A 25,860-nucleotide genomic window follows, 5' to 3' on the forward strand; every position below is an offset into this window, starting at 1 on the left:
AGAAGATGATATGGCTCGCTGAATTCCGAGTGGACCGGAATTCAGATTGGCAACTTTTTGTCCATCCATTGGCATTGATCGCGAGAATCAGCCCACTCATCGGTCACCAGACGCATCTGTTCCACGAAAATCTCACCCAACTCGGTGAGCGTCCCGGACGCGGCCAAAGAACGGATCGCGGCGCGGGTGGCGCTACTCCAGCGGTCGAATTCCGCGCGCGCTTCCCGGTCGTCGTACCTACTCCAGAAAGCGGACACGGCAAGATGCGCGTATACGCCCTGCAGAACGGCGACGGGTGGGCGGGGATCCCTGCGCCAGGCCACGCTCATGCGGCGCGGGGAAAGGCTGTCGACCAAAGGAAACAGGTCCAGCAACGCGGACAGCTTGCCGTGCTGCACCTCGTGCGCGAGCGCCACGGCCATCACGCGCGGGTCGTCCGGCAGGGACATCGCGACGCAGCCGAACGCGTTCGCGAAGGTCAGCGCGGCGTGGCCGGAGCCGGACGTGGAGAGCGGGGTGAGCACGGACAGCGTCGCCGCGACCTCCTCCGCCACCGGGCGGTGCCGGTCCACGAGCAGGCACCAGGCCACGGAGAGGCGCTCCCACCAGCGGCTTTCCTCCCCCAGCGGCAGGGTGTCGTGGGCGCGGACCTGGTCGGGGAGGTTCTGCTCACCGGTGCCGTCGACCACCAGCGTCAGCCTCAGGCCGTCGTGTTCGGCGTGCAACCGGCCCACCGGCCGCCAGTGCTCGGTGGCGCCGGACAGGTCGCTGTGCGCCACGCCGTCGGACGCGAAACTGCCTCCCTCCGTGGTCACGACGCGCACCGGGCGTGAGGTCACGGGGCGGAACGTGCCCAACGACGGCAGCACCACGGCGACCGCGCCTGGTATCTCCACCACTGCTCCCGCCTGCAACCGGGCCGTCGTGCGCACCGCCCACGCGCCCACCCTCGGATAGTCCAGAACAGCGCACATCGCCGCCGTCGGCACGGCTCTGAGCTGCTCGTACGCTGTTCTGGCCACGGCGGCGGCCGGGTGCCGGGCGCGCTCGGCCAGGTCGACCATGGCGTGGACGAGCAGGAGGGTCCGGCTGCGGCGCACCTCGGCGAGCAAGGCCACGGCGGCCGGTCCGCCACCGCCCCTCGCCAGTGCGGCGAACATGGCCGGATCCATCTCGTGCGTGGTCATCGCACGGCCCTGGACAAGGCCGCGACGTCCCGCGTCAGGCGGTCTCTCACGTGCGAGATCAGGGCGTAGAGGTCCGCGCAGTACACGGACGGGTTGAGGAACGAGCCGGCCCGGTAGCGGTGCGCGTACACCCCGCCTCCGCACACTTCGCGCAGGTCACAGGCCTCACAGGCGGCGGACAGACGCGTGTTCTGCTGGGCGATCACGCCAGGGGCGCGCAGCGCGTCGTCCAGTGACGAGGAGCCGATGTCCAGACCGGTCGCGGCGGCGCCCTCGAACGCCGAGGTCAGCATGTCCGAGACCTCGATGGCGCCATCGGTCTCGATCACCACTGTGGCGGGCGCGGAGGTGCCGAAGCCCTCGACCGCCGACCGTCCGCCCAGCAGCACGTTGATGATCTCCGCGAAGCCCCTGACCTGCGTCTCACCGCCGGAGTACCAGCGGTCGAACACCGCGATGAGCCAGTCCGCGTAGGACCCGGCGGGCGGTGGCGAGGACCAGTTCGCGTTCGGCAGCAGGAAGTCCACGGCCGGTGGCGCGAACGGCAGCAACGCCTCGTACGTCCGCACCGGGTCGTTCGCGAGGTCGATCGTGCAGAGCAGGCCGCCGTAGATCGACCGTCCGGCGAGCAGGCGCACCGCCGCGGCCGCCGCGTCGTAGCTGCCGCTGCCGTCGGGGCGGCGACGGTGCCGGTCGTGCGCCTCCTTGTCGCCGTCGAGGCTCACGCCGACACGAACTCCCAGGTCAGCGAGCACGTCAACGGTCGGTGCGTCGAGCAGGACACCGTTGGTCTGCATCGCGAACCGCACCGGCGCCACCGCCCCGATGACATGCACGGCCTCGGCCAGACGTGCCACACCGGCCAGCAACGGCTCACCGCCGTGGAACACCACCTCGACTTCGGAGAGCCCGTGCGCGCGTACGTGCTCCTCGATCCGCAGCGCCACCTGACGCACGATCTCCGGCGACATGGTGCGGTCGCGCAGCCGCCAGCGCTGGTCCCGCATCGTGTAGACGTAGCAGTGATCGCACGCCAGATCGCACCGCGCGTGCATCTTGAGGATCACCTGCCGGAATGGTCGCCCCATGCCGCACCGCTTCCGCCACGATTGATGGAATCTCCGCCCAGGTGGCCGATCGACACACCTCGCGGCTCCCCCGATAATGCCGGACACCAAACTCATCGGAGTGAAGAATCCACCCAATTAGATTGGGTCGCCCGCTAACACGTCAAGGCCACTCCGAGACTCTACTATTGTCTGGCACCGCAAAGGGGCGGAGATGGGACGGTGCCGGACGCATGACGGAGCAGCACGCCAGCCTGAAGTCTGATCTGGTCGATCTGAGCGGGGTGGATTTTGATCAGCTCGACGCACTGCCGTCGTCGGTTCTGACCAGATCTCTTCACCGGGTGCTGCGGGAAAACGCGTCGAACGCGGACCACTACGCGGCCTTCCAGAACACGATCTGACGAGAGCTCACCGTGGAGCGAGGATGACCGACGATCGACCACCGCCCGGCAAACCGAGGATCGTCGCGTTCACGTCGCCGACGAACGGCGTCTGGCGCACCGAGGTGGTCGCGAACGTCGCGTGGACGCTCGCCGCGGCGGGCAGGCGCGTGGCGATCGCGGACTGGGGCAGCGACGCCCCGCACGTGCACGACTACCTCCAGCCGTTCCAGACCCGCGTGCTGACCGTCCAGGAACTGCTCGACGAGGTCCTGGACGACACGAGGTTCAGCACGCCCGCACGGCACCTGCTCTTCGACGAGAAGGTCTACCCGCGGATGGAGGCGCGGCGCTACGAACTGCCGGGCGGCCTCGGGCGGATCGACGTCCTCGCCTCACCCGAGCCGGGCACGCCGGTGCGCGGGTTCGATCCGGCCGACCGCGACCTCGGCGAGGTCGAGACGCTGCGGGCGGGCATCCAGCGTTCGGTCTACGACCACGTGCTGATCGACTCCCCCGCGCCGCTGTCGCCGGAGCTCGCCGCCAAGATGGCGCGCCTGTGCGACGTGGTCGCGCTCTGCTTCGAGCCGCTGAACAGCAGCATCCGGCAGGCCGCGTGGTTCGCGGGCGAGGTCTGGGACGCCGCCCCGGTCAGCATCCGGGTGCTCGCCGTGCCGGTGCGTCACGACGAGACGGACAAGGACAAGGCCGAACGCACGCTCACCGTCGTCGGCGCGGCGTTCCACTCGTTGCTCACCCACGAGACGGACGAGTTCGGCAGGACCATGTCCGCCGAGGTGGTGGGAATCCCGCCGCACGACGCCAGTTCGCTCGCGGAGACGCTCGCCGTGCTGGCCAGCGACGACCCCGCACAGCCGGAGGCGTACCAACGACTCGTCGCGGCCCTCGGTGGCACAGCGGCCGGAACACCGCGCACGCTCACGGTGGACCTGCTGGAGAGCTACCGGCGCAGTGTCGGCCTGTTGCCCACCCTCGTCGCACTGGAGTGGGCGCCGCGGGACCGGCCGTGGGCGGACTGGGTGCGTTCGCAGCTGATCGTCGCCGGGGCGCAGGTGGCCGACAGCACGGAGGTCCCCGGCACCACGCTCGTGCGCATCTGCTCGAAGCACCCGCTGCCACCCTCGACGGCCGGCGGCAGGACGATCGCGATCACCGTCGACGAGACCGAACTGCCGCCAGGACTGGCCTCGGCGACGCACGTGCCGCTGGCCGGCGTGGACGAGATCACCTCCCGCACCCGCGTGCTCGAAGCGCTCTCGTTCGTGCCGGGCCCGGCCGGCTCCGGCACCCGCTTTCCCCGTGCCGTCAGCAGGAACCAGCGCACCCTGCCGACCAGGCTCGGCCTGTTCGCCGGACGGGGCGCCGAGCTGGAGGCGATGCGGGACGACCTCGCCGGAGCGGACCTGCCGCGCACGTGGTGGCTCACCGGTGCCGACGGCGTGGGCAAGAGCGAACTGGTCAAGGAGTACGCCCACCGGTTCGAGTTCGACTACGAGCACGTCTGGTGGATCCCCGCGGCCGACCGGATGACGATCACGGCGAGCCTCGCGAAGCTGGCCCGCGTACTCGGCGTCCCTGCGGAGAACCAGGTCACCCAGAAGGTGCTGGACCTGCTCGGCAGGTCCGACGAGTCCAAGCGCTGGCTGCTCGTCTACGACGGCGCGGACGAGCCGGGTGTGCTCGACGGACTGGTGCCCACGCGCGGCTGCGGCCACGTCGTCGTCACCTCGCGGTCGCGGCCCGCCGACGTGGACGCCGTGACCCTCGGCCCGTTCACACCGGACGACAGCGTCGAGTACCTGCGCGCCTCCCTCGACCACGTGGGGGAGGCGGACCTCCGCGAGGTCGCGGACCGCGTCGCGCACCAGCCGCTCGCGCTGCGGCTCGCGCGGGCGTGGATCGTCCAGACGGCGCGCCTGGCGCGGCAGCAGGCCGACTCCAGGGAGAACGCCGAGATCCGTGCGGCACAGGAGTTCTGCGCCCTCTCCGACGCGCTCGGCGACGGCCCGGCCATTCCGCGCACGGTCCAGCTGACCGTGAACACCCTGCAGCAGCACGAACTCGGGCGTTCGGTGCTCAGGGTCGCCGGGGTGTGCTCGTTCCTCTCCCCCGACGGCATCGCATTGTCGTTGCTGCACAAGGTGTCCCTGCTCGCGGCGGTGTCCGATTCGCTGGACGACGTCGAACTCGACGGCATGCTGTGGCACGGCGTCTGCTACGGGATGTTCCACGTCTCGTGGCGCCGTCCGGGCGTGGTGGCCGCGCATCCGCTGCTTCTCTCGCACATCGCCGCGCTCACGTCCGACGAGGAACTCGCCGCCATCCGCGCGGCCGTGCAAGAAGGTCTCGCCGTGATCGCGCCGTCCGAGAGCGAACTCGACCAGGCGTGCGCCGGCGAGTTGCAGGAGCTGGGCAAGCACATCGTGCCGAGCGGCGCACCGTTGTCGGACTCCCTTCCGGTGCGCCGCTGGCTGGTCAGTCAGATGGGCCACTTCCTGCGCGAGGGCGACCAGGAGGCGTGGCTGTTCGCCACCGCGTTGTGCGAGCAGTTGCTGGAGCGCTGGCCGGAGGAGGACGCGCCGGGCCTGCGCATGCGGTTGCGGTTCCACCTCGGCAACCTCTACCGGTACCTCAACCAGCCGATCAACGCGCTCACGGTCGACGAGAGGCTGCTCGCGGACCAGCGCCGGATCCTCGGCCGTGAACACCCCAGGACGTTGCGCACCGCACGCGGTGTGGCGCACGGGCAACGGGTGCTCGGCCTGTTCACGGAAGCGCTGATCGAGGAACAGGCGACCGTGCGGGGACTGCGCCGGGTGCTGGGCGACTACCACCCGGACACGTTGCGGGCGACCAACAACCTGGCCCAGTCGCTGTTCCTCGCGGGCGAGCCCGGTCAGGCGCTGGAGGTGCAGCGCACCAACAGGGACCGCCGGCGCGAGGTGCTCGGGCCCGACCACCTCGACGTCTGGTGGTCGGCCTGCAGCATCGGCACCTACCTGCGCGAGCTGGGCCGCTACGACGAGGCGTGGAGCGAGCTGCAGACGGCCAAGCAGCGGGTGGCGCAGCTGCCGGGGGCGCCCCGGCACCTGCTGCGGATCAAGTGGAACCAGGCGATCATCCTGCGGCGCAGGGGCGAGAGCTCCAACGCGAAGGCCGCGACGTGGGAGGTGCTGACCGACTACCGCCAGACGTTCGGCGAGGACCACCCCGACACGAGGGCGTGCAAGCTCAGCTTCGCCGCGGACCACTTCGCGGTGGGCGAGTTCGACGTCGCGGTCGACCAGGCGCGCGAGTGCCTGAACGGCTACTGGCAACGCACCGGGCCGTTCCACGCGTTCTCCCTGATGTGCCAGCTCGACCACGCGATCTTCCAGCACTGGCTGGGAAACGCGCCCGAAGTGGCGCTGCTGTCGGTCAAGGAGGCCCGTGCCGGTCTGATCACCAGGCTCGGCGACGTGCACCCGTGGGCGCTGGCAGGACGTCTCGCGCACGCCGTGGTGCTCGGGCGGACCTCGGACACCGACCTCGGCCGGCAGCTGCTCGTGGACGTGCACGACGACTGCGTGGAATACCTCGGGGCGATGCACCCGACCACGACGACCGCGGCGGCGAACCTGGACGCGTCCGCGAACGAATGGCAATGCGTAGTGCTCGACGTACCGGAGATGTGAGGAGGCGGTTGAAGTGACTGGACCACATGTGCACAAAGGGCCGCACGTCGACGCCACGTGGGACGACGTCGTGGAGACGATGCACGAGGCGATGACGGGCGAACACCTGTTGTGCCACCTCGGGCATTACACGGACGGGCGGATGGACATCGCCGTCGACGTGCTGGGCCGGGAACCGGATCATCCGGAGTGCGACCGCGACGAGTACGTGCGGACCGCGCGCCGGCTCAGCACGTTCGTGAGCGAACTGGAGCGCGAGTTGCTCCCGGTGCGCACCGGTTCGTTGATCAGGGTGGTGCTGCAGGCCGCCACCGGCGCGGTGTACTGCGACTCGGTGGTGCCCGACCAGCACGTGATCGCGTTCCTGCGCAACGAGGAGCAGCCGGAACCCGTGACGTGGAGCGAGATCCCAGCGGTGCGCGTCGCGGACAAGCGCACCACCGAGGTGGCGACCTCGTTGCGGCTCAGGCTGTCCAGGCAGGCCCTGAACCTGGGCGGCTGGCTCACCGAACGGCTGCCCGACGCGGACGCCGACCCCGCGCTGGTGCCCGTCGCGCCACCCGGCGCGGTGCACACCTCCGGGAACCTCGGCGGCCCGGTCCCCGAGCAGTGCCAGAAGGTCGTCGATCCGCGCGACCTGCACCTCGTGTCGTGGTGGGTCGACGACGAACCGGTGTTCACCGTCGACGTGTTCGAGGACCCGAAGGTGCGCCGGTTCTTCAACGAGAGCATCAGCATCGCGCAACGCCGGCGGTTCTACGACGCGCTGGGCGGCAGCCTGCCCTCGATCGTCACGCAGTTCGGCCGGATGTGCCGCCAGGCGCTGGGCGGCAAGCTGGAACGCGCGGTGCTGGACGTCGAGCAGGGCGCGATCTACTACCTGCGCGTGCGGGCGCGCCAGTACCTGGTCGGCGTCACGCTGAACCAGAACGAGGTCTCGCCGTCCGACGACAAGATCGCCAGGCTCGGCGTCACCGTCCGGTCCTTGTGATGACGACCGGTGCGTTCAGCGCGACGATGCGGCGCCTGCTGCTGCTCCTGGTGGCCGTCGGCGCCGGCTGGGCGCTGGCCCGCGGCACCGGCCTGGACGACCTCCCCTCGTCCGGCTGGTACTTCACCGCCGCGACGGCGTTGCTCGCGATCGGCCTGTACAACAGCACTTTCGGCATCGACATCGCGGACGTCCGGCGGCACCTGCGCATCGTCGTCACCGCGGTGACCCTGGGTGTGCTGGTGAAAGCCGCGCTGATCGCGACGGTCATGTGGCTCGCGTTCTCCTCCCCCGCGTACCTGGTGCTGGGGATCGCGGTCGCGCAGATCGACCCGCTGTCCACGGTGGCGGCGATGGGCTCGTCACGGTTGTCGAAGCGGGCGAAGAGCGTGCTGGCGGCGTGGGCGGCGTTCGACGACCCGATCACCATGCTGCTCACCATCTACCTCTCCGCGCTGGCGTTGCGGGCGCAGGGTGCGACGGGCGGGGCGCTGGCGCAGGGCGGGCTGTTCTCCTTCGGCACCAACGTGATCGCGAACCTCCTGCTCGCCGCCGCCGGTGTCGGCCTGTGGTGGCTGCTGTCGAGGATCAGGCCCGAGCGCGTGCGGCTGGTGGCCCAGCTGGTGCTCGTGGCGGCCGTGCTCGCGGTCGGCGTGTGGCAGTTCCTGCTGCTCGGGGTGGCGATCGTCGGTCTGGTGGCGCGGCCACCGATCGCGGCCGTGCTCGACCGGATCACGCAGGCGGCCTTCCTGACGGCCTCGGTGCTGCTGGGGTTCCTGCTCGTCGGCGGTGTCCTGGTGCCGCAGGGCGTTGTGCTGGGGCTGGCCGCGTTCGGCTCGCAGGTGCTGGTGGGGCTGGTGATCACGGGCGGGCTGGGGCGCAGGGACCGCACCTACATCGCGTTCGCGCAGCAGAACGGGATCACCGCGATCATCCTGGTCCTGTTGCTGGAACCGGACTTCCCCGGCACCGCGGCCGTGGTCGCGCCGGCCATCCTGGTGATCAACACCTTGCACGGCGTGTTCACCGGGTTCTGCGAGAACTACAGCGACGCCCTGGTACGGCGGTTCATCGACCCTCGCCCACCGAGTCGAGCACGGCCGCCTGGACTTGGCCGCTCAGAAGGTTGAACACCTCCTGCGCCTCACCGACCTGGGGCGGCAGCAGCACGGAGCCGTCGACCAGGTGCGGGCCGAACCCGTCGAGATCTTCGAGCCGGTAGAACGGCACGTACTCGTAGACCGTGTCGTACGCGCGGCACAGCGCGCTGAGCCGGTCCTTGTCGACCGGGTAGGGACCGCCGGACGAGCTCGGCACGTACGAGCGGTACCACTCGTTGATGCTGTCCCGGAACGTGATCAGCAACGTGCGCAGCATCGCGCCCACCCCGACAGCGGAGAACAGGTGCGGCGACCGCAGCTGCCCGCGCACCGCGACCCGCGCGTCGATGGCGTTCGCGGCGTCACCGGCGGCGGCCGCGAACATCGTCCGCAGCGTCGCGTCGACCTGGTCCAGTCCGTCCAGAAGGGACTGTGCGGTGGTGAACAGCACCATCACCGGCGGTGGCAGGCGCAACGGCGGGGACTCGGGCGCGTGGGCCGTCCGGTCAGCGGTGCTCAGTTCGGTGAGCTCGCGCTGGATCTGGCCGAGCGAGCGTTCCGACGAGGAACGCATGGTGGTCAACGTCTTCAGCGCCTGTTCGAGCATCCGCTGGGTGTTCGCCTGCTGCCTGCCCAGGCGCCGGAACCGTTCCTCGCCCAGCACCAGCGCGTCGTCGCGGTCGAGCGTCCGCAGCTGCCGTTCCAGCACCGACGACAGCGTTTCGGTGAACGTCCAGTGGTCGTAGGAGATCGGCTCCTCGCTGAACGCCTCGCCCAGCTCGGTCACGAAGTCGGCGTTGAGCAGGCCCACGACGATCAGCAGCACCTGCCGTTGCTCGGCGGCCGTCTGCAGGAACGTCGCCCTGCCGACGAGCGCGTCGCAGTCGCCCTGGGTCAGCACGGCGTCGGTGAGCACCAGGGCGCAGCCGGCGCCCTCCTCGTCGCCGTAGGGCACCCAGTAGTCGGCCCGCGAGTCCGTCTGCGGATCCATCCAGTGGTCGCGTTCGTAGTTCAGGCCGAGCGCGGCCAGCACCTGGCGGATCTCGTTGCGCACGTGGTCGGTGGTGCGCGCGCCCGCCTGCTCCCTGGCGACCTTGCGCACCATGGCCTCGGTGACGAGCGCCCTGGACGGGTCGCGCGGGCTCAGGTCCATCGCGTGGCGGTAGAGATGGCTGCACAGCCTGATGATGCGGCGCGCGTTGCCGTCGGTGAGCTTCACCAGGTACCGCACGGTGTCCTCGGTGAACGGGTGCAGCACCCGGCCGCGGCCGATCGCCTCCTGGCTCTGCCGGATGTACTCGATCGCGTTCTCTGAGGTCAGCGGCGAGATCAGGATCGTGCGGCCGATGCGTTGCTGCACCGTGCCGCCCAGCTCGTCGAGGTAGTCGGGCAGTCCGGCGAGGACCAGCAGTGCCTGCGCGCCCGCGAAGACCTTGATCAGCTTCTCGAACGCGTCGACGGCGTTCTCGCTCGGTTTCCGGGTGGCCGACACGACCTTGTTCATCTCGTCGACGGCCAGCATGAACTTCTGCCCGCGCGTGCTGTAGAGCAGGGCGATGACGCCCATGGCCTCCAGCGCGAGCTCCTCCGTGGCGATCGGGGTGTCGACGCCGCGGTCGACCAGCACCGGATCCGGGTGGTGGCCGGACAACCACTCCCAGGCGGCGTCGGCGAAGTCGTGCCGCAGCAACAGGGGCAGGACGATGCCGAACGCGCGGTTGCGGGTCACCGCCTCCAGCCGCTGACGCAGGCTCGCGAGGTACTTGCTGCCCATGAGGTTCAGCCGGTCGGAGACCTCGACGGGGTCGACCTCACCGCCCCGCAACAGGACCGCGATCTCGGCGGTGAGCTCCGACTCCCCCAGCGCGTCGGCGAGCACGTCGGCGTAAAGCTCCCGCACACGCGCGCAAACGTCGTCGCGGCGCAGTTCCGAACCGATGAGCTGCTTGTAGAGGTCGACGAACGTCGCCGGCCTCGCCTCCAGGAACGCGACCCTCGGACGCCACTCCTCCGGCACGCTCAGGGCGTGGTGCAGCACCGCGCCGACGAGGTGGCTCTTTCCCGTGCCGTACTCGCCGACGACGGCGATCACGGTCCCTGCGGGCAGCGTGGACGGCCGCAGGAAGCTGTCGACGATGCTGATGGCCTCGGTGATGGACGGCGTGGGGATCGAGACCGTGCCGTCCTTGAACTCGCGCGGCTTCGCGACGGCGGCCATGAGGAACGGATTGTCACTGGGGGCTGGACCCGGATGCTCGCTCATCACGTCGTTCCCCGCCTGAAGTAGAAATCAGTGATGGTGTTGTAGGTCACCTCGCCCGTCAGGCCGGAGCCTAACGGACCCGAATTCGCGCCTTCAGCCAGAATCTCCTCGAACAGCCGGAAGAGGAGATTGTGTAGCTCACCGATCGAGAACTCTTTCGCCGCGATCACCGCACGTATCGTTTCTTTTGACACGAACGGGTAAACCTCGCCATCCGATCGGTGGCCGTTGCGCGCCTGCACGAACGCCCATCCGTCGTCCGGCTCCAGTTTGCCGACCTCCAGCTGGATGGGGACCGATCCCTGGCTGGCGCTCCTGATCTTCGCCCAGTGCCCCCGCACCGCCTCCACCTGGCGGCTTTCCGCGAGGAACACGAGGTTGCGGTGCGTCCAATGCGCGTAGCTCTCGACTTCCTGCTCAAGTTCGGTGCGCGGCAGAAGAATCACCACGGCGGTGTTGCCCAGCACGAAGTTGCTCAGGTAGCGGTATTTGAGCTTGAGCGTGCGTTCCCGCAGCTCCTCCCGATGTTTCGGCAGGAGCATGTCGCGGTTCTCCAGCTCGTCGATCAGGCACTGGTAGACCGCTTTTTCCCGTTCTTCGACGGTATCGCTGTCGCGGCAGGCGTCCACGAAGGAGAACACCAGGCATTGGCCGTCGTTCTGCCGCAGAACGGACTTCAGGTGAGTGGCGCACCGGTTGAGCAACGAACTCTTGCCGCACCCGTCCCAGCCGAGCGCCACCACGAGCCGTCCGTTGGCCCTGATCTTCGCCGCGTTCCCGATCGAGGCCTTGAACTGCTCGAACGCGACCAGGGTGTGGTCGACCGGCACGTAGAAGTCCTCGTGCGTCGGATCGGTGTGGGGACAGAGCGGGCCGGGGCCGTCGCCACCGAGCGGAACGAGGTAGGGGTTCAAGCGCGCGCCCCCTCACCGAACTCGGGCGCGAACAGCTTCTCCGCGTCGGCGGGACGTTCCAGCGCGCGGGCGAGCACTTCGGCCCTGCCGTCGAGTTTCGCGGCCGCCGCGTTAAGTGCAACGGCACGGGGTCGCAGCTCGGTCCGGTCCCGGTCGAACTGCCAGCCGCTCGCCACGTCGTCGCCGAACGCCATGGCCTCGTCTCGCAACAGCTTCGGCGCCGTCCAGTCCGGCCACAGCAACGCCGTCACCGCGAACTGGTTGGCGAGCAGGTCGCGCTTGCGCCACAGCGCCGCGGCCGACGGTGGAGTGCCGTCCGTGCTGCCCTTGAGCTGGACGTCGCAGTACTCGCGCACGGCGGCGACGAACTCACTGGCGGCCGTGCGCAACGAGACCGCCTGCGCTTTGCCTCTCGTGCGGTCCTCACGCCGGTTCGCGGAGAACCAGGCCAGCCACGCACCGACCAGCGCGGAGAAAAGGCTCGTCGCCACCGTGACAAGGGTGGACACCCAGCCCGGCGTCGAACTCGGCGACGCGGGCTTCATCACCGGCTCCGCGAGAGCGTTGCAGGCCTTGACGAAATCCGCCCGGCGCTGATCCCGCCATTCGTCGAAAGAGAGCGTTTTACCGCCCACCACCACTCGATTTCCAAAAGACGTGGAATCCGCGAGCTTCAACGCGACGGCGGCCTCCAACGTTTCCGACTGCCTCCCCTTGGCCGCGCAATGGGCGACGGCGGCGTCGGAAACCGTTGGGGCGGAACCACATCCGGTCAACAGGAACAGCAGGAGGAGGAGCGTCACCCGGCCGGGCATGCGACCTCCCCACGTCCGAATTCGTCAGCGCACACGCCCTGCATGTCGTTCCCGCTTCCACCCGCGTAACGCCGCGACACCGATCGTGTACGTGTTTACGCGCAAATTCGATAGCTTCGCCTTGAAGAGGCCGTCAATTGACCCCGAACGGACTACCGGAGTAACACGGGGCAACGGCTTGTCCACTGATTCGGGGGACCCACTTGCAGCAACACGACCTGAAGATCCCGGCTGACGGCCTGAGCCAGACCGCCCTCTACACCGCCTGGGTGCGGCACCGGGAGGCCGAGCACCCGCGGCCGTTGTTCACCGACCCGCTGGCGACCTTCCTCCTCGCCGAACTGAAGGACCACCCGACGTCCCCCGCCGTGGCCGCGTTCATCGAGCAGATGAAGGTCACCTCCAGCGGCTTCCCGTCGTACCACGTGGTGCGCACCCGCTACTTCGACGACCGGATCGGGGACGCGCTGGACAGCGGCGTGCGGCAGGTCGTGACGCTCGCGGCGGGCGTGGACGGCCGCACGGCGCGCCTGCCGTGCCCGCCGGGAACCCGCTGGTTCGAACTGGACCTGCCGGACATGACGGAGTTCAAGACGGCACTGGTGGCGCGATCCGGCCTGACCTCCGCGTGCGAACGGATCGGGGTGGCCGCCGACCTCACGACGGACTGGACGGCTCCGTTGCGCGCGGCCGGCTTCGACCACGCCCAGCCGACCGCGTGGCTGGTCGAGGGCGTGCTGATGTACCTGACGCCGCAGGAGGGTGACGCGCTGCTGGCCGCGGTGACGGCGCTGTCCGCACCCGGCAGCCACCTGTTCCTCGAGCACCTGCAGGTCTCCATGCTCAGCGAGCAGGGCACGCAGGTGCGCGGTGGCCTGGACAAGTACGGCGTGACGTTCCGCTCGGCCCGCGACGACATCGCGGACTGGCTGGGCGCCGCGGGCTGGCGGGCGAACGCGCACGCGGGCGTGGATCCCGCGATCGGGCACGGCAGGTCGGTCGCACCGGTGCCGGCCGCGTGGCTCGCGGCGGCGACGCTCAACTCCGCGGGCGCCGTACCTCGGCCGGAGCGACCGTCATGACACGGTGCCTTTGACGAGGTGCTCCGCGACCAGGTGGACGATCAGCCGGACGACGGGAGGGCGGGTGGCGTTCGCGAGGAGGAACGCACAGCCGACGGCCATCAGCGAGATGGCGACCATCGCACCGATGTCCACAAAGGATCCAGACGGCTCACGCCCCGCTCGCGGCCGCGGAGCCGAGTTCCAGCGCCCTGGCGGATCCGCCATCATCGCGGAATCGGATCGTCGCGGCAGGCAACCATCCAGGTGGCCCGACTGGTAGGAGCCAATGACGGACTGAGGCGAAAGGCCGTGAAGTGGTGCGCTCACCTGAGGGGTTCGAGGAGTTCGTGGCGATCGCGTCGCCACGGCTGCTGCGGACGGCTTTTCTGCTGACGCGGGACGCGGGGCACGCGGAGGACCTGCTGCAGACCGCCCTGGCGCGGGCGTGGCGGTCCTGGAATCGCATAGACGGCGATCCGGAACCGTACGTGCGGCGGATCATCGTGAACTCGCACGCCACCTGGTGGCGGCGCCGGTGGAGAGGTGAGGAACCGACCGCCGACCTGCCGGAACGACCGGGTGAGTCCCCGCAGAACGCGGTGGACGAGCGCGAGTGGCTCTGGCAGGCGCTGGGCCGGTTGCCCCGCAGGCAACGCACCGTGCTGGTGCTGCGGTTCTACGAGGACCTCACCGAGGTGCAGGTGGCCGGGCTGCTCGGCTGTTCCGTCGGCACGGTCAAGAGCCAGGCCAGCAAGGCGCTCGCCAAGCTCCGGCTCGACGACACGATCACGTTCGAAGGGGTGCGGCGATGAACCTGACGGACCTCAGCGAGGTGCTGCGCGACCGCGCCGCGCTCGCCGACTCCTCCCACGAGGCACGGATGGCGGGCGTGCGGGCCAGGGTTGCGGCCACCAGGCGCCGTCGTGCCGTCGCCGGGGCCGCCTTCGTCGTGCTCGCGCTCGTCGGCGTCGTCTACGCGCTGCTCCCCCGTGCCGCGGAGCCCGAACCCGCTGTGCCGCCGCGCAGTCTGCCGGAGTACCAGTACGGGACGCGGCTGCTCACGCAGTCCTGGGGAGATCTGCCGTCGACCAGCGTCACCGTTCGGTTCGTGCCGAAGTCGCTGGACCTCATGATGTTCACCAAGTGCGACATCGGACCGAACGAGCAGCTGCTCATGAGCACCACCGTCAACGGCCACCCGTTCGAGGACCGCAACACCTGCGGCTCCGCGACCAGCACCGACTGGGGCGCCCTGGGCGTCGTGCCGGGACAGCCGTCCGTCATCACGCTGACCATCGACGGCAAGCAGGGCAGCGGCACCTCCGGCACCGCCGGCCCTCCGCCGGTGTTGCCGCTGCCGGAGAACGGCTCGTTCGCCCTCGGTGTCGGCGAGGCGGTACCGGTGAGCGAGTACCCGTTCCCACCACGCCCCCAGACGTTGGAGACGCTCCGGCCGGGCTTCGCGGAGCCGGCGATCGAGGTGCGGTCCGACGCGGCGGACCCGGCCGCGCGGAAGGAGATCACCGCCGAATGGCCGGGCAACAACCTGATACAGGCGCAGATGAACACGCCCGGCAGGCTCCGGGTGCTCATCAACGACGTCGAGGTCATCGACTACTCGACCTGGTCCTACTTCGTGGGCAGCACCCAGACCGGGCCCGACGACTGGACGACGCGACACGGGCTCCAGGTCTCCGAGGGACAGCAGGTGAAGATCACCGTCATTCCCGAACGCACCACGGGCGAGTGGGAGGTGACGTTCATTCCGCGATGACGGCGGATCAGGGTCACTCGTACCGGGGCAGGAACGTCCGCAGGTCCAGCGCCGCGAGCCAGCGGCGCCACCTCGGCACCGTCGCGCGCATCCGGTTCCTGGTCTCCCGCACGGCCGCCCAGTACGCGTCCACGGCGGCCTGGTCCGGTGTGCCGGGGCCGAACACGTGGGCGTCCGCGTGCACGGCGAGACCGCGCAGGTCGAACCGGGCGAGCACGGCCGCCTGCTGACGCCGGGTCAGTCCTCGCGGCACCTTCGCTCCCAGGTCGCGGGCGTGGTCGACGACCTCGCGCCAGCCGGTGGCGAACCTCGTCGTCGGACTTCCGCGAGTCCTCCTCCGGTGGCGCCGCAAGGATTTCACGCCCACGAGCAGGCCGATCACCGTGGCGATCGGGAGCAGCACCGAGCCGAGCATGATCAGGAGGTCCCTGAGCCACGACGGCAGGAACGGCTGGTCGATCGGGCCGGTGCCGACCCCGGCCGCGTCCGCACGGCTCGCGTCCACGAGCGAGCTGGGCATCTTCACGGTGTTCGGCGGCGGCACCACCGAGGCGTCGGTGTTCTCGATCTCCTGCGGTGGCTGGTGGTCCGGCTTCTTCGACCGGTCGGGCATGTACTCGGTGTTGGGGACGACGGCCCACGTGCCGTCCGCGAGGTGGATCTCCACCCACGCCTGCACGTTCTCGCCGCGCACCACCCCGCCGGAACCGGGCAGCGCGCCCAGGACGACCCTGGCCGGCATGCCGATCTCGTTGGCCACCAACGCGTACGCGGCGGCGTACTGCTCGTCGTTGCCCGCCGGCCGCTTGGCGTTGAAGAACGCCGTCAGCCTGGACGTGCTGTGTCCCGGCAGGTACTCCGTCTCGCCGGGACCGCCGTCGGTGTAGGCGCCGTTGTCGCGCAGGTACGTGGCGGCGGCCTTCAGGCGCCCGGCGATCGTCGTCGCGTCACCGGCCCACTTCGCGACCTTGCTCCGCACGAACGCCAGGTCACCGGTGCGCACCGACGGTCGTCCGAACGGCTGGGCGTCATCCGGGATCCCCTGCGCCACAAGGACTGTGCGCAACGCGTAGGTGTCGCCCTCGCGCAGCCGGTCGGCGACGATGCCGGACGCCGTCGCGAGGTTGTAGCGCAGGTTCTCGGTGTGGCCCGCCTTCCGGTCGCCGGCGAACGCGATCTCCCGCGCGCGCCCGGCCGTCGGCAGCCACGCGCTCAGCTCGTCCGCCGTCGCGTAGGCCGCTTCGATCCTGATCGTCACGTCCGCCTCGGTACCAGCACCGATGACGGGGATTCGCGCGCCGACGCGTTGGAAGTTGTTGCGCTGCAACGGCCCTGCGATACCGGACGGATCGTTGGTCGCACCCCACACCCGGCCGTCGTAGCCGTCGAGCGTGGCGATCCGGACGCGTTCGCCCTCCGGTAGTCCCTGCACGGTGAAGAGCGTCTGGTCCCAGAGCTGGTTGGCGTCCTTGGTGTGCTTGCGATAGCCGACCAACGGGCTCGCGTACGCACCGATCTCGAACGGCGGCTCCACGTAGTTGCGCAGCACCAGCCGGTCCGCGCTGCCGGTGCCGGGCAGCACCGGCGCGGCCAGCAACGCGAGCCCCGCGGCGGCACCCACCAGCACCACCGCGGTCACCGATCGCATCCCGCGGACGCGCGCCCCGGTGCGATGCCGGGCCGCCCGCACCGCGAGCCAGCCCGTGCCGCCGGCCGCGAACGCCGCTCCGAGCACGCCGGCCGCTTCTCCGGTGCCGAGCAGGATCACCGCGGCGAGCACGGCGATCGGCGCGCCGATCGGGGCCGCGCTGAGCTTCACCCGGCGGGCCAGCGTGAACCCGCCGGAGCCGCAGAGCAGGCCGAGGATGTACGGGATCACCAGCAACGGGCCGGAGCCGTCGACCGGCGGCAGCGTCGTGAGCAACTGCTTCCAGCCGTGGACGCTGATGTCGGCCAGCCCCGCGAGGGTGTCCGGGGTCGGCACTCCCCCGCTGCCGCGCATCGCCACCGCGCCGCCGAGGAGGAAGAACACCGCGACCGTCATCGCGGCGACGGCGATCATCGGGCGCCGCAGCACGGAGGCCACGTGCCCGGCGAGCACGCCGAGCACCAGCCCGGTGCCGCCCGCGAGCAGGAAGCCCCAGCCGGTGTAGGTGCTGCGGAAACCCAGTAGCGCCACCACGAACAACGAGCTCAGGAAGGCGGCGTCGACGAGGTCGTCGCGGCGGGGCACGAGTCCGGTCACTGCAGGGTCCCTCCCGCGAGCAGGCCCGGCAGGTCGCCGAGCTGCCGCAACGTGAGCACGGAGAAGGAGGTGCTCGCCGCTCGTCTGGTGTGGTCGGCCGGATCCACCCGCAGCACGACCTTGCGCACCTCCGGCGAGAACGCGGACGCCGCGATCCGCAGGTCCGCGTAGCTGTGCCGCGCGCTCGTGATGATCACGACCAGGGTGGCGTCCGGCGCCGCGGCCACCGCGCGGGTGGCGGCACCGGCGAGGCCCAGGCCGCCGAGTTCCGCGCGGGCGAACACGTCCAGCACGTGCTGTCCGCCGCCACGGCCGGAGACGTGCCCCGCCGCGACGACGGTGGTGTCGATCTCGTCGGCCGCGGCGCGTTTCACCACGGAGGCACCGGCCGACAAGGCCATCTCGAACACCTCGGGGTCCGAATAGGACTGTTCCGCGCCGTCGACGATCACGACGATGTGCGCCCGTCGCGTGTCGAGGTACTGCCGCACCAGGAACCGTCCGTCCTGAGTGGACGCCGCCAGCTTCGCCGTGGAACGCCAGTGGATGTGCCGGCGGTCGTCGCCCGGCGCGTACTCGCGCAGGGCGTGGAAGGCCAGGTCGCTCATCGAGACGTCGTTGGTGGTGCAGCCTTCCAGGTCGCGCAGCAGCCCGGTGCCCAGTGGCGCGAGCGGCACGGTCAGCGGGTGCACGAACAGTTCGACGACCTCCGTCATGCCGACCGTCCGCCGCACCAGCCCGAGCGGGTCGCCGCGCACCGTCGTCGCGGGACCGACCGCGATCACGCCGCGCTTCAGGCCGGCGATCTCGATCTCCCGGCCGCGGTCGAACACCTCGACGCGGTCCTTGCCGATCGGAAGCTCGACCTCGGGCGCGAACAACGACCTACGGCCGTGGTGCTCCACCTCGACCGCACACCGCGTGGACTCGTCAGGCTGCAAGCGGCGCTTCGTGACGTCGACCCGGACCTGGACCGCGCCACGCCCCAGCGTCAGCCCGCACGCCAGTGCCAGCACCAGCACCCCGGTGGCGCCGAGCAGCACGAACTCGTCCCAGCCGAGCACGGCACCGAGCACCCACGTCCCCGCCGCGACCACGGCGAGCAGCCGCCCGGACGGCGAGACGGCCTCCAGCAGCCGCCCCACGTCAGACACCTCGCCGGACGGGCGGCTCGATGTCCGCGAACAGCGAGTCGATCACCTTCTCGACCGTGGCGCCGTCGAACTGCGCCTCCGGGTGCAGCAGGATCCGGTGGCCCAGCACTGGATGCGCGAGTTCCTGGATGTCGTCGGGCACCACGTGACTGCGGCCCTGCGCGAGCGCCCACGTCTTCGCGCACCGCACGTACGCGAGGCAGCCGCGCACCGAAACACCAAGCCGCACAGCGGGATGTGCCCGCGACGCCTCGGCGATCCGGCTCACGTACCCGAGCACCGCCGGGTCGACGTGCACGAGGTCCGCCAGCGCGGTCAGCTGCGACACCGCGTTCGCCGCGATGGCGGCGGGCACGTTCACCGACCTGTCGCGCGTCGCCGCGTCCGCCAGCAACGCCACCGTGGCGTTGTGGTCCGGGTAGCCGACGCTGGTCTTCATCAGGAACCGGTCGAGCTGCGCCTCCGGCAACTGGTAGGTGCCGGCCTGCTCGATCGGGTTCTGCGTCGCGATCACCATGAACGGCGACCCGACCTGGTGCGTCTCGCCGTCGACGGTGATCCGTCCCTCCTCCATCACCTCCAGCAACGCCGACTGCGTCTTCGGCGACGCGCGGTTGATCTCGTCCGCGAGCACGATCGAGCCGAAGATCGGGCCGGGGTGGAAGCGGAACACCCCGCGCTGCTGGTCGTAGATCTGCACACCGGTGACGTCCGACGGCAGCAGGTCCGGCGTGAACTGGATGCGGGTGCTCTTGCCCTGCACCGTGTTCGCGAGCGCCTTGGCCAGCGAGGTCTTGCCGGTGCCGGGGTAGTCCTCCAGCAGCAGGTGGCCGTCGGAGAGCAGGCAGGTGAGCGCGAGACGGATCACGTGCTCCTTGCCGGAAATGGCACGGGAGATGTTCAGCACCATCTGTTCGAAGGTCTGCGCGAACAGCCGAGCCTGTTCAGGAGAGGCGGTCATGATTCTTCCTTCACTGTTCGCGTGGTCACCAGACGATCGATCCCGAGACACCGCCACAGGTGGCTGTGACCGTCTGATTTTTGAATCCGAAGAAATTGTTCGTCTGTCTGCGCTCATTCGGCCCGAAGTTCTCGTTGAAGAACCCGCCACCCGCGCTGCTGCTGAAACTGCAAGTCACCCTGCCGGGGAAATTCGCCGTCTGCACTCCGATGTATGCGCAATCCGCCGACTTGCAGGACCCCACCGTGCCTACGCACCCTCCCGCAGGGCACGGGCCGCCCTTGAAGACGGTTACCGTGGGTGGCGGCGTCGGGGTCGTCTGCTGCTGGGACTGGCTCAGCGTCGGCCTGCCCGCATCAGACACCGTCACCGTCACGGTCACCGTCTGTGAGTAGCCGACGTCCTGGCTGCCCGACCAGCTCCACCCGCCCACACCGGTCGTGAACGACTGGTTGAAGCCACGGCTCGTGGTCACCTGGACGTTCGCGGGCTTGCCGTTCGGGTTCACCGACACGGAGAAGTTGACGACCGTGTTGCTCGTGGACGTGTTCAGCACGAGGTCGCGCATCGGCCCGTAGGTCGTCACCCCGGCGGAAACGGCGCTGTTGCACGGGTTGCCCGCATAGGCACCGCCGCCGCTGCCGTTGCACGCCTGCAGGTTGATCGTCACCGGCTGCCCGTTCGGCAGCCCGGTGATCGTCTGCGTCGCTCCGCCCTGCCCGCCGGTCGGGTAGGTCCAGGTGCCGCACGAGCCACCGGACCAGGTGCAGCTCACGGTGTTGGACTTGCCGTGCGAGGCCGGCGCGTCGAACCGCAGCGTCGCCTGCCCGTCCGAGCCGGTGGGCGTCGCGGTGAACCCGGTGATCGGGTCCGGGGTCGCGGTCGCCTCCATCTGGGCCGCGGCGCTGGCCGGCGAGGTGTGGCCGGCAGGTTCGGACTCGGCGGCGGCGTTCGCGGCGACGACGGTGTAGCTGTAGATCGTGCCGTCGTTCTGCAGGCCGTCGTCGAGGCAGGTGGTGGCGGTGACCTTGGTGCAGACGGTCTTGGTGCCGCCGCCGGTGCGGGTGAGCGTGTAGGTGGTCGGGCCGGGTCCGTTGGCTCCGACCGCGCCCCACGACACCGTGACGGCACGGGTCTGCGCGTTCGCGGCGTTCGTCGCGGTGAACGACGGCGCCGCCGGGGCCTGCGGTGCCCCCGCCGACTGTCCTTCGACGGTGACCGCCGGGCCGGGGCCCTGCGAGTTGACCGCGATGACGGTGAAGACGGTCTTCGCGTCGTTGTCGAGTCCGCTAGCCGTCACGCCCGTTGCACCGCCCGGTGCCGTCGTGCGACCGCCACCGGACCACGAGATCTCGTGCCGCAGCACGGGCGTGCCCTCGTTCGGCGCCGCGACCCAGCTCAGTTGCAACGAACCGTCACGCGGCGTGGACGTGCTCAGCCCGGACACCGCTCCTGGCACCGTGTTCGGCTGTGCGGGTGCGGACGCGCCACTGGGTTTGCCCCAACCAACGAGGTTGTGCGCGCGCACGGTGAACGTGTACTCCGTGCCGTTGGACAGGCCGTTGATCGTGCACGGCGAGGCGGAACACACCTGCTTGCCACGGCCGTAGTCGACCTCGTAGGAGTCAATCGGCGCGCCGTTGCCGGACGGCGTGCTCCACGACAGTTCGACGACCTTGCTCAGCACCGTGCGGCCGGGCGCCGGGGTGCCGGGCGCGTCGGGTACGCCGAGCACGTTCAGCCTGATCCGGCCGGTGACCTTGCGGTCTTCACGGCTGGTGTCGGCGACGTCGGTCACGACGACGTTGAAGTCCATGGCGCCGTGCGCGTCGCCGTTCGGTGTGATGCGCACGGTCGAACCGTCGTTGCTCGCGCTAGCCGCAGCACCGCCGATCTGGTTCACGGAGGCGACCGAGATCTTCGGGTCACGCAGCTGCGAACGCACGTACGAGACGAGGTCGACGGTGGCCGTGTCACCGGCCTTCACGCCGTCCAGCGTCACCGGGGCGACGGTGGGCGGTGGGGCGGCCGCGACCTTGACCGCGATCTTGCCCTTCGGCCCGTCGCCCGCGCTGACCTCGATCGTTCCGGTCGTGCCGGGCTTCGCGCCGCCCGCCGCCGTGACGGTCAGGACGCGTTCGCCGGAGCCTTCGAGCGAGACGCCGTCGGGTTGTTCCGCCCAGGCCGCCGAGTACCGGACGTCACCGAGCTTGGAGCGGTCCGCGACCCACACGTGGCACACGGCGGTGACGTCGACCTTCACCGGCAGCCCGCCCTCGACGACGGTCAACGCCGACGCGGGACAGCGCAGCACCGGGGTGTCCGGGCCGACCTGCACCGGCACCGTGATCAGGGCGAACTTGCCCTCGGGGTCGGTGAGCGAGTTGCCGTCGGTGACCTCGAACGTCACCGCGGCCGGTCCGGTGTAGCCACCGCGTGCGGTCAGGACCAGGCCGGTGTCGCCCTCGTTGCGAACCTCCAGCCCGGTCGCGGGCGCGGCCGTCACCTTGTCGACGGTCGTGAGCTTCGGCTGCTTGCCCGAGGGCACCTCGACGTAGTCCTTCACCTGCACGGACGTCGAACCGTCTGCCGGTACGGAGATCAGCTTGTCCGGGATCGCACGAGGCGCTCCGGTCCCCTTGGACGGCACGTGGATCAGGCCGGCCGCGGTCGCGCCGGACGCGTCCTTGACCTCGTAGGCGAGGGTGCGCGGGTGGTCTCCGACCGGCACCGTCACCTTGCGGCCGGACACCTTGGCCTGGTCGTGGAAGACCTTGGTGATCTCCAGCTTGTCCGCGGGACCGTCCGGGTCGGCGATCGCGGGGCCGAGATCCACCTCGATGGTGCTGTCCTCCTTCTTCGCCACCGGGAACAGCTCACCCGCGACCGGCGGGATCGCGTAGTCCTCCCGGCTGCGCACGGTCAGCGTCGCGATGGACGGCTGCCCCAGGCCGTTCGTGATGCCGTAGGTGATCACCAGCGGCTTGCCGGTCAGGTCCGGCGCGGTCAGTTCGATCCGCCCGTCCTGCGCCTTGACGTCACCGGGCAACGACGGGTTGCGCGTGCTCAGCGGCTCGACGGTGATCGTGTCGCCGGGCGCCCGCACGTCGTTGACCAGCACGTTCACCGCGAGGCGCGCGCCGGGTGCGGCCGTCACGACGTCGTCCACGGCGACCGGCGGCTGCGGGTCGCCCGGCGGTACCACGGCGACGCGGATCAGCGACTGCCCTTCGCGGCCGTAGGTGTCGGTGACGATGAAGCCGAACGTATCGGTGCCGTTGGACGTCGGGAACGCCTCGTAGGTGAGCGAGGTGCTGGCGATCCCGACGACCCGCCCGAGCTTCGGAGCGGACGCGATGCCGGTGACCGCGACCGAGTCGCCGTCCGGGTCGGCGCCGCTGGACGGGATGGTGATCGTCACCCGGTCGCCCGCGACGGCCCGCACCTCGACGGGTTCGGGAGCGGGCGGCTGGTTCGGGTTGGCCGGGGTCGGCGCCGGGTTCACCGTGACGTGCGCGCGGCCGACGGCCTGGTCGCCGTCCGGGTTCTGCACCACGTACGAGACCTCGGCGACGAACGGGGTGTCGAGGCGGTCGGGCGCGAGGTAGCGGACGACGTCGCCGGAGACGTAGGCGGTGCCGGGGTCCTTGCGGCCGTCCCGCGCTGTGACGGTCAGCCTGCCGGTACCCGGCGCGCCCTGCACGTTCGACTGCAGGGAGAGCGGCGCTCCAGCGGGTGAGATGTCGTTGTCCAGCACCGGGATCGTCGCCGAGTCGCCGGCACGGGCCGACGCGCGGTCGTCCTTGGGCACCGGGGTGTCGTCGGCGGGCGGCGGGAGCTGGGTGACGGTGACCTCGCCGGTGATCGGGCCGGTCACGCCGTCCGTCACGGTGTAGCGCACGACCTGCGGGTTGCGGTCGAGGGCGGGCGCGGTCGCGTTGATCCGCAGCCACCGGCCCTTCACGACGGCGACCTCCAACTGCCCGGTGGTGCTCTCCGCGTGCTGCACGCCGAGGACCGATCCGGCGGGGCTGAAGTCGTTGGCCAGCACGTCGGCCACGACCGGTTCCTGGCCGCGCACGACCGCGTTGTCGGGCATCGCGACCGGCGGCAGCGGCGTCTCGGGAGCGGCGGTGACGTCGACGCGGATGGCGCCCTTCGCGAACGGCGCGTTGCCGAACGCGGCGGTGTAGTCGAGCGGGTAGGTGCCCGGTTTGGTGGCGGTCAGCGTCACCAGCCCGGTCTTGGTGTCCGTCGTGACCGTGACGCCCGCGAGCGGTGCCACGTCGGCGGCGAGCCGCAGTTCGGCCGACGGGTCGACGGGGTCGGCGCCGGGGAGGTCGTTCTCCAGCGGGCGGACGAGCACGGGCGTGCCGACCTGGCCGCGTGCCACGTCCGGGCGGGCGACCGGCGGCAACGCGGTGGGCGCGGCCGGGTCGAGGACGCGCACGCGTTCCGCGCCGGCCACGGGTTCGGCGATGCCGTCGGTGGCCTTGTAGTCGATCGTCTGCTGACCGGCCTCGATCGGGGCCGCGTACTCGACGAACCCGCTGTTGGTCGTGGTCGCGACACCGGCCTTGGCGCCGGCCTCGACGAGCACGACCGGGTCGCCGTCGAAGTCGCGCCAGTCCGCGAGCACCGGCAGCGTCAACCGGCCGCCCGACGCGACCGACCACTCGTGCGGCTCCGCGCCCTTGCGCACGGCCGGTGCCTCGTTCTGCGCCTCGGTGCGCACCTGCACGGTGACCGCGGCCGTCGCGTTGAGGCCCTTGCCGTCGTCGACCGTGTACTTGAAGTGCACGTCCTGGGCCTGCTCCGGCAGCGTCACCTCGACGGTCTGGCCATCGGGGGCGATCGCGAGCCCGGCGTCCTTGCGGTCGAGGTCGCTCACGGCCGTGACGGACAGGATGTTGCCGGCGGGGTCGGAGTCGTTGTCGAGCACGTGCAGCACCGTCGTGCGGCCGGGTCGCGCGCCGAGCGTGTCGTCGGCGGCTTTCGGCGGCTTGTCCTTCGCCGACTCGGTGGTGTTGTCGTTCTTGTCCTTGTCGCTGGGCTTCTGCTCGGGCGGCGGGCGCACCGACTGCCAGTCGTCGACCTTGTTCTGGGTGCCGAGGTCCCAGACCGCGCCGGTCGCGACGTCGTTGAGCACGATCGCCCTGCGGTTCATCCGGAACACCGGCTGGACCAGCGCTTTCGCGTCCTTGAGGTTGCCGGCCGACGCCTTCTGGCCGCCGCACGAGCGGAAGTAGCCGCCGGACGCGCCGGCCCACGCGGCGTGCACGCACTCGCCGAGCCGCACGGGTTCGGCCGGGGCGCCGTCCACGCCCTCGTGCAGCGTCGCCGTGCCGTCACCGTCGAGGTCGAACGTCTTGAGCTGGCCCTTGGTGGCCACGACGACCGCGTCGGCGGCCGGTCCTGCCTGCTGGAGCACGGACTCGCGGCCGGCCTGCGCCGCGCGGCCGGGGAGGAAGAGCGTGCCGGACTCGGCGTCGAGCACGACCGCCTCCGCGCCCACGGCGGTGATCCTCGGTGCCTTGGGCGTGGACGCGAGCTTGCCGTACGCGGGCTCGGCGAATCCGGTCTCGGCCGGTGTCACCTTCACCGTGCGGCCGTTGGCGGACACGGCGTGCACGGTGCCGTCCAGTCCCACGGCGAGTGCGGCGGCATCGGCCCCGTCGAGCGTGGCGAGCGGTGGGGACTCCTGGCTCAGGTGGTCCAGCGCGCTCACGCCGGCGTCGACGTCGACGCGGCTCGCCCAGACCTTGCCCGCGGCGGGGTCGAGCACCGCGAGCGTGCCGCCCGCGAGCGCGACCTGGCCACCGCTGGGCAGCACCAGTCCGTGATCACCCAGTGTCACCGAACGGGCGACGTCGACCGGGTAGAGCTTGCCGCCCGCCCGGTCCCGCGCGACCACCGCGGCGGCGTCCTGAACGATGTCCAGCTGGTAGTTCTGCTGCGCTCCGCCCGGCGGGTTGATCGCGGCGTCCAGCGAACCGACGGGTTTGTTGAGCCTTCCGAACAATCCGTCGCGGTCACTGGTGACCCACACCCCGCCGTCGTTGAGATCGACCTGGCGGACCGGATTGCCGTTCGACGAGAACGCGTAGGCGACGAGCGAGGCGGCCGCGAGAACGAGCACCGTTCCGGACGCGAGCGTGGTCCGGTGCTTTCGGAAGAATCCCACTGTTCCCCTCGCAGAGGTCGCGTTCCCTCATCGGCGGTTCCGTCAACCGCCTATCGGGCCGAT

General features: G+C 70.4%; 17 protein-coding genes. 7 read left to right on the forward strand and 10 right to left on the reverse strand.

The features are described 5' to 3' along the window. Positions 1-41: 41 nt before the first annotated feature. Positions 42-1,187: an aKG-HExxH-type peptide beta-hydroxylase gene (locus ACH413_RS11465; protein ID WP_360030980.1), complete on the reverse strand. Its 1,146-nt coding sequence runs from the start codon at positions 1,185-1,187 to the stop codon at positions 42-44. Continuing rightward, positions 1,184-2,275, reverse strand: coding sequence for an FxsB family cyclophane-forming radical SAM/SPASM peptide maturase (locus ACH413_RS11470; protein WP_360030982.1), 1,092 nt, complete (start codon positions 2,273-2,275; stop codon positions 1,184-1,186). Before ACH413_RS11470 ends, ACH413_RS11465 begins: the two co-directional genes overlap by 4 nt. Before the next feature lie 212 nt (positions 2,276-2,487). Here ACH413_RS11470 and fxsA point away from each other — a divergent pair, with 212 nt between their 5' ends. The 4 genes from fxsA to ACH413_RS11490 are packed head-to-tail and all read left to right on the forward strand — an operon-like array spanning position 2,488 to position 8,453. Next, complete coding sequence (gene fxsA / locus ACH413_RS11475; RefSeq protein WP_360030984.1) at positions 2,488-2,658, forward strand: FxSxx-COOH cyclophane-containing RiPP peptide; 171 nt, start codon at positions 2,488-2,490, stop codon at positions 2,656-2,658. A 23-nt stretch (positions 2,659-2,681) separates the two neighbouring features. After that, on the forward strand, positions 2,682-6,332 hold the full coding sequence (gene fxsT, locus ACH413_RS11480) for an FxSxx-COOH system tetratricopeptide repeat protein (protein ID WP_360030985.1): 3,651 nt from the start codon (positions 2,682-2,684) through the stop codon (positions 6,330-6,332). Positions 6,333-6,345: 13 nt separating this feature from the next. Then, positions 6,346-7,323: a hypothetical protein gene (locus ACH413_RS11485; protein ID WP_360030987.1), complete on the forward strand. Its 978-nt coding sequence runs from the start codon at positions 6,346-6,348 to the stop codon at positions 7,321-7,323. Further along, entirely contained in the window at positions 7,323-8,453 is a 1,131-nt protein-coding gene (locus ACH413_RS11490) for a hypothetical protein (protein WP_360030988.1), read from the forward strand. Before ACH413_RS11485 ends, ACH413_RS11490 begins: the two co-directional genes overlap by 1 nt. On the opposite strand, the gene ACH413_RS11495 is transcribed toward ACH413_RS11490, so the two are convergent. From ACH413_RS11495 to ACH413_RS11505, 3 genes are read right to left on the reverse strand one after another with little or no spacing between them, the layout of a single operon-like run. Further along, on the reverse strand, positions 8,392-10,686 hold the full coding sequence (locus ACH413_RS11495; RefSeq protein WP_396424961.1) for a hypothetical protein: 2,295 nt from the start codon (positions 10,684-10,686) through the stop codon (positions 8,392-8,394). The genes ACH413_RS11490 and ACH413_RS11495 overlap by 62 nt on opposite strands. Next, entirely contained in the window at positions 10,686-11,600 is a 915-nt protein-coding gene (locus ACH413_RS11500; protein ID WP_360030992.1) for a hypothetical protein, read from the reverse strand. The genes ACH413_RS11495 and ACH413_RS11500 overlap by 1 nt, the downstream gene beginning before the upstream one ends. After that, positions 11,597-12,415, reverse strand: coding sequence for a hypothetical protein (locus ACH413_RS11505; protein ID WP_360030993.1), 819 nt, complete (start codon positions 12,413-12,415; stop codon positions 11,597-11,599). Before ACH413_RS11505 ends, ACH413_RS11500 begins: the two co-directional genes overlap by 4 nt. A 203-nt stretch (positions 12,416-12,618) precedes the next feature. Here ACH413_RS11505 and ACH413_RS11510 point away from each other — a divergent pair, with 203 nt between their 5' ends. Beyond that, the gene (locus ACH413_RS11510) at positions 12,619-13,497 is read left to right on the forward strand and encodes an SAM-dependent methyltransferase (RefSeq protein ID WP_360030995.1); all 879 of its coding nucleotides are present in this window, start codon (positions 12,619-12,621) and stop codon (positions 13,495-13,497) included. Here ACH413_RS11510 and ACH413_RS11515 read toward each other — a convergent pair. Then, positions 13,492-13,632 (reverse strand): hypothetical protein, encoded by a 141-nt coding sequence (locus ACH413_RS11515; protein WP_360030997.1) that lies wholly within the window; start codon positions 13,630-13,632, stop codon positions 13,492-13,494. The two genes, ACH413_RS11510 and ACH413_RS11515, sit on opposite strands and share 6 nt — an antisense overlap. 164 nt (positions 13,633-13,796) lie before the next feature. Between ACH413_RS11515 and ACH413_RS11520 the strand changes: the two genes are divergently transcribed. Both ACH413_RS11520 and ACH413_RS11525 read left to right on the forward strand, forming a co-directional pair. Beyond that, positions 13,797-14,291, forward strand: a complete 495-nt coding sequence (locus ACH413_RS11520; protein ID WP_360030999.1) for a SigE family RNA polymerase sigma factor — start codon at positions 13,797-13,799, stop codon at positions 14,289-14,291. Further along, the gene (locus ACH413_RS11525) at positions 14,288-15,253 is read left to right on the forward strand and encodes a hypothetical protein (RefSeq protein WP_360031001.1); all 966 of its coding nucleotides are present in this window, start codon (positions 14,288-14,290) and stop codon (positions 15,251-15,253) included. Before ACH413_RS11520 ends, ACH413_RS11525 begins: the two co-directional genes overlap by 4 nt. A 13-nt stretch (positions 15,254-15,266) precedes the next feature. On the opposite strand, the gene ACH413_RS11530 is transcribed toward ACH413_RS11525, so the two are convergent. From ACH413_RS11530 to ACH413_RS11545, 4 genes are read right to left on the reverse strand one after another with little or no spacing between them, the layout of a single operon-like run. Continuing rightward, positions 15,267-17,498 (reverse strand): transglutaminase-like domain-containing protein, encoded by a 2,232-nt coding sequence (locus tag ACH413_RS11530; protein ID WP_360031003.1) that lies wholly within the window; start codon positions 17,496-17,498, stop codon positions 15,267-15,269. Then, positions 17,495-18,643 carry a DUF58 domain-containing protein gene (locus ACH413_RS11535; RefSeq protein WP_360031005.1) on the reverse strand — a complete coding sequence of 383 codons (1,149 nt, stop codon included), beginning with the start codon at positions 18,641-18,643 and terminating at the stop codon, positions 17,495-17,497. Before ACH413_RS11535 ends, ACH413_RS11530 begins: the two co-directional genes overlap by 4 nt. A 1-nt stretch (position 18,644) precedes the next feature. Next, positions 18,645-19,613: a MoxR family ATPase gene (locus tag ACH413_RS11540; protein ID WP_360031007.1), complete on the reverse strand. Its 969-nt coding sequence runs from the start codon at positions 19,611-19,613 to the stop codon at positions 18,645-18,647. Positions 19,614-19,638: 25 nt separating this feature from the next. Further along, positions 19,639-25,797: an Ig-like domain-containing protein gene (locus tag ACH413_RS11545; RefSeq protein ID WP_360031009.1), complete on the reverse strand. Its 6,159-nt coding sequence runs from the start codon at positions 25,795-25,797 to the stop codon at positions 19,639-19,641. Positions 25,798-25,860: the final 63 nt, after the last annotated feature.

Source organism: Lentzea sp. NPDC020367, from assembly GCF_044387305.1.
Lineage (GTDB): Bacteria > Actinomycetota > Actinomycetes > Mycobacteriales > Pseudonocardiaceae > Lentzea.